Source organism: Microcystis sp. M_QC_C_20170808_M9Col, from assembly GCF_007095495.1.
Taxonomy (GTDB): domain Bacteria; phylum Cyanobacteriota; class Cyanobacteriia; order Cyanobacteriales; family Microcystaceae; genus Microcystis; species Microcystis aeruginosa.
Window position 1 is genome coordinate 1 of the sequence record NZ_SFBZ01000056.1, and the last position, 4,725, is coordinate 4,725.

The window sequence follows — 4,725 nt, forward strand, 5'->3', positions numbered from 1 at the left end:
TTTCAATATTGCTAATGATCGTGCACTTTCTAAAGCTCGATCAGAAAAATACTTAGGGCGAATCGGATGTTCTAAAATTGTTACTATTCCCCTTTCTACAGTCTTAATAACTTCAGAAATTTGACTAGGTGTAATCTGATCTTGAGGCATTCCTTCTAAAGTAAGATGAATGCTGCCACTATGAACTTGAGAGATTCTCCAATTTATCAGAGGGCGATTTTTGTTAGCAAGGGTTTTATCTACTTCATGGAGTAGTATTGCTAATTGTTCTTGAGCCTTGATAAATTTATCAAAAGACAACAGTGAGCCTTCTATATCTAATGTTAGGCTCTTGATTGTTTCCTTCGATATAGGGCTTTCCCCTTTAGTCATGGCTCTAGGAATCGTGATAATTATCTCAAGTGTAAAGGTTTTGGCTAACTACTAAAGCTTCCTAGTTTACATTTTTACATGAACTAAGCCTAAGGCCTAAACTAGGTTGACCTATAACCACAAAAAAACCCGCTTGCGCGAGCTTTTTCCACAAAACCAAAGTTTTAATTAACCTAACAACGCTTTTGCCTTCGCTACCACGTTATCCACGGTAAAACCAAACTTCTCTAGAATCACACCTCCTGGAGCAGAAGCGCCGAAGGTATCAACCCCCAACACATCCCCCTCATCGGTGATGTAACGATGCCAACCCATGGTTGAACCCGCTTCCACCGCGAGACGTTTTTTCACTGCTTTCGGCAATACCGATTCTTTGTATTCTGCCGATTGTTCCTCGAATAGCTCCCAACAGGGCATAGAAACGACGCGGGCTTTAATTCCTGCTTCTTTTAACACCGCAGCCGCTTTATCGCAGAGATACAACTCGCCACCCGTACCGATGAGAATGACATCGGGAGTACCTTCACAATCGGTGATAATATAAGCACCTTTAGCCACACCCGCAAGGGAAGTTCCTGCTAAATTGGGCAGATTTTGACGGGAGAGAGCCAATAAAGTCGGGCGCTTAGTTTCGCTCACCGCTACTTTATAAGCACCGGAAGTCTCGGTTCCATCCCCCGGACGCATGACTAAGAGGTTAGGAATAGCGCGCAGAGAAGCAACGTGTTCCACGGGTTGGTGAGTCGGTCCATCTTCCCCTAGGGCAATGGAATCGTGAGTCATTACCCAGATGACGCGAGTTTCTGACAATGCCGATAAACGGATAGAATTCCGCATATAGTCGGTGAAAATCAGGAAAGTTGCCCCGTAGGGAATCAATCCCGTGTTATGGAGAGCAATACCGTTACAAATCGCCCCCATCGCGTGTTCCCTTACGCCAAAATGGACGTTACGCTCCTGATAACTGCCTTTTTGGAAATTACCAAAATGCTCTAATTCCGTGTAGTTAGAGTGGGTTAAATCCGCCGAACCACCGATTAAACCGGGTAAAACCCCCGCGAGGGCATTTAAGCAGATTTCCGAGTGTTTACGACTAGCGAGAGCCTTATCTTCGGGTTTATAAACCGGTAAAGCTTGCTCCCAACCTTCCGGCAGTTGACCGGTGGTTAACTGTTCAAATAAAGCCGCTTCTGCGGGATATTTGGCCTGATATTCGTTAAATAACTTATTCCAGTCCGTTTCTGCCGTTGCTCCCTTGTCCACTGCTTGCCGGAAACGATTTAACACCTCATCGGGAACCACAAACGGCTCGTATTCCCAACCTAATGCTTTCCGGGTTAACTCGATTTCCGTTGCTCCTAAAGCTGCCCCGTGAACATCGGCGGTATTAGACTTATTGGGGGAACCATAACCGATGGTGGTGGTGATTTTAATCATCGAGGGTTTATCGGTGACAGCTTTGGCAGCCGCAATCGCATTGGCAATGGCATCTAAATCGGTGTTACCATTCTCGACGTGCTGAACGTGCCAACCGTAGGCTTCAAAACGCTTGCTCACGTCTTCGGTGAAAGCGATATCGGTGGAACCATCGATCGAGATATGGTTATCATCATAGAGAGCGATTAACTTGCCTAAACCCCAGTGACCGGCTAAAGAACAAGCTTCCCCGGAAATCCCCTCCATATTGCAACCATCACCCAAAATCACATAGGTGTAATGGTCGATAATTTTGGCATCCGGTTTGTTGAAACGGGCTGCTAAATGGGCTTCTGCTAGGGCCAAACCGACACCATTAGCAATCCCTTGACCCAGCGGACCGGTGGTCACTTCTACCCCTTCCGTGACGAAATTTTCGGGGTGGCCAGGGGTTTTCGATTTCCACTGCCGGAATTGTTTAATTTCCTCTAGGGGAACGCTATCGTATCCCGTCAGGTACATCAAAGCGTACTGCAGCATACAACCGTGACCGGCGGAGAGAACAAAACGATCGCGATTGACCCATTGGGGGTTTTTCGGGTTAAAACGCAGGAATTGATCCCAGAGGACAAAGGCCATGGGTGCGGCTCCCATCGGCAGTCCGGGGTGTCCCGATTTAGCTTTTTCTACGGCATCCACCGCTAAAAAACGCACCGCATTAATACAAAGTTCTTCGAGGGATTGGGAGGCGACAACCATAATGTTTTTTAGAATGAACTACAAAAATAAGACCAGGTTAAAGAGGGAGCCACTCACAGATTACTCTTTCGGGGGCATCGACTCAAGCATATTTTCTAAAAGCTAGGGTGACGTTATGGCCACCAAATCCAAAGGAGTTGGAGAGGGCAGCGTTAACTATCTGCTGACGACTTTCGTAGGGGACGTAATCGAGATCACAATCGGGGTCAGGATTGTCAAGGTTGAGCGTCGGGGGAATCCGATCATTAGCGATCGCCATTACCGTGGCCACGGCTTCAATGCCGCCAGAACCGCCTAAAAGGTGGCCTGTCATCGATTTGGTGGAACTGATGGGGATTTGGTAGGCCGATTCTCCTAAAGCTTTTTTAATCGCCTTGGTTTCCGTGGGATCATTGGCCCCTGTACTGGTGCCGTGGGCGTTGATATAGCTAATTTCCGCCGGAGTCAAACCGGCATCTTTGATCGCTAATTCGATCGCTCTGGTGGCCCCACGACCATCGGGAACCGGTGCCGTCATGTGATAGGCATCGCAAGTCAGACCATAACCGATCATTTCGGCGTAAATCCGCGCCCCACGGGCTAAGGCCGTTTCTAATTCCTCTATAATCAAAATTCCTGCCCCTTCCCCCATGACAAAACCATCCCGTTCCTTGTCAAAGGGACGACTGGCCCGGGTGGGGTCATCGTTGCGGGTGGACAGGGCCTTAGCGGAGGCAAAACCAGCCAATCCTAGGGGGGTAACGGCGGCCTCCGTCCCACCGCAGATCATCGCTTTGGCCAAACCCCTTTGTACTAGACGAAAAGCATCGCCGATGGCATTGGAACCAGCAGCACAAGCGGTCACGGTACAGTTACTCGGTCCCTTGGCCCCCGTGTGGATGGCGGTTAAACCAGCGGCCATATTGGCAATCATCATCGGGATCATGAAGGGACTACACCGGCTCGGACCTTTTGTCAAGTAAATTTCCTGTTGATCCTCAAGCACTTTTATGCCGCCTACGCCCGTACCGATTAGTACGCCTATATCATCTGCATTGAGAGCGTCGATAACTAATCGAGAATCTTGCAGTGCTTGCAAACTAGCGGCGACGGCAAATTGAGCGAAACGGTCCATGCGCTTTGCCTCTTTGCGATCCACATAGTCGTGGGGGTCAAAACCCCGCACTTCCCCAGCAATGCGACAAGCGTGACGGGAGGCATCAAAGTGGGTAATTAAACCAATGCCACTTTTGCCGTTGATTAAGCCTGTCCAATAGTCTGCTAGATTATTGCCGAGGGGAGTGATCGCACCCATCCCCGTGATGACAACCCTTTTTAATGGCAATTCTGTCATGTTTGTTCAAAAATAAGGGCAGATTTTGCCCCAGATATTTAATCCTAATTGTCAATTTTCCCGCAATAATTAGGCGGTTGCTCCTACTTTCTCGTTAATATACTCGACAGCTTTGCCCACAGTGTCAATTTGTTCGGCTGCGTCGTCGGGAATTTCAATATCAAATTCTTCCTCTAAAGCCATCACTAACTCGACCACATCAAGGGAATCCGCTTTCAGATCATTGGCAAAGCTTGCTTCAGGGATAACTGTATCCGGATCCTCTACTTCTAATTGTTCCACAACAACTTTTTTAACTCGATCGAAAATACCTTCACTCATGGATGTCAATTTTTATCCGCTGGTTTACCGGACTCTAGCCTCTAGGGTCTGGGGAAATGGGGCGGTGTTACCATTTCCGACAATAAATTTCGGTTAGCTTTTTCACTGACCATTTTTCATCTTACTGGAAGTTGTTCCCCTCTTGATGAAGTTTTTTCTCGATCATCGGGGAAGTGGGGTGTGGGGTGTGGGGTGTGGGGTGTAGGGTGTGGGGTGTGGGGTGTGGAGTGTGGGGGGAAGTGGGGAAGTAGGGTAGTGGGGTAGTGGGGTAGTGGAGCATTTGGATGAAATTTCCCTAAACCCCTAAATCCCTATCACCCCAAAACCCTATCACCCTGACTCCTATCTCCTGTCTCCTGAATAAAAAGCCAAAATATAACGGATAACTCTGAAATTCAGATAATAATCATCGGAAATTTTGGGTCTGAAACCCCGCCGTTCTAGGTTGGCTTTACGTTAGAATTAAAAGGCCAGTCTCGAAAACCAAGTGGACGGCGCAGCACCTTGAAAACTCGGCTTAGGGG

3 protein-coding genes and 1 pseudogene are annotated in these 4,725 nt (G+C 48.1%); all 4 read right to left on the reverse strand.

The annotated features are described in order from the left end of the window. A pseudogene (locus tag EWV68_RS03680) lies at window positions 1–372 on the reverse strand (hypothetical protein); the annotation flags it as partial. Between the two features lie 168 nt (window positions 373–540). Next, a complete protein-coding gene (gene tkt / locus EWV68_RS03685) occupies window positions 541–2,547 on the reverse strand; it encodes a transketolase (protein WP_008203199.1) in 2,007 nt (668 codons plus the stop codon). Window positions 2,548–2,629: 82 nt separating this feature from the next. Beyond that, a complete protein-coding gene (gene fabF / locus EWV68_RS03690; protein WP_061431289.1) occupies window positions 2,630–3,880 on the reverse strand; it encodes a beta-ketoacyl-ACP synthase II in 1,251 nt (416 codons plus the stop codon). Between the two features lie 69 nt (window positions 3,881–3,949). After that, window positions 3,950–4,201, reverse strand: a complete 252-nt coding sequence (locus EWV68_RS03695; protein ID WP_061431290.1) for an acyl carrier protein — start codon at window positions 4,199–4,201, stop codon at window positions 3,950–3,952. Window positions 4,202–4,725 lie beyond the last annotated feature (524 nt).

Excerpts from the sequence above, each read along its gene's own strand:
- tkt (WP_008203199.1), bottom strand. The coding sequence starts at position 2,547 with ATGGTTGTCGCCTCCCAATCCCTCGAAGAACTTTGTATTAATGCGGTG.
- fabF (WP_061431289.1), bottom strand. The coding sequence starts at position 3,880 with ATGACAGAATTGCCATTAAAAAGGGTTGTCATCACGGGGATGGGTGCG.
- EWV68_RS03695 (WP_061431290.1), bottom strand. The coding sequence starts at position 4,201 with ATGAGTGAAGGTATTTTCGATCGAGTTAAAAAAGTTGTTGTGGAACAA.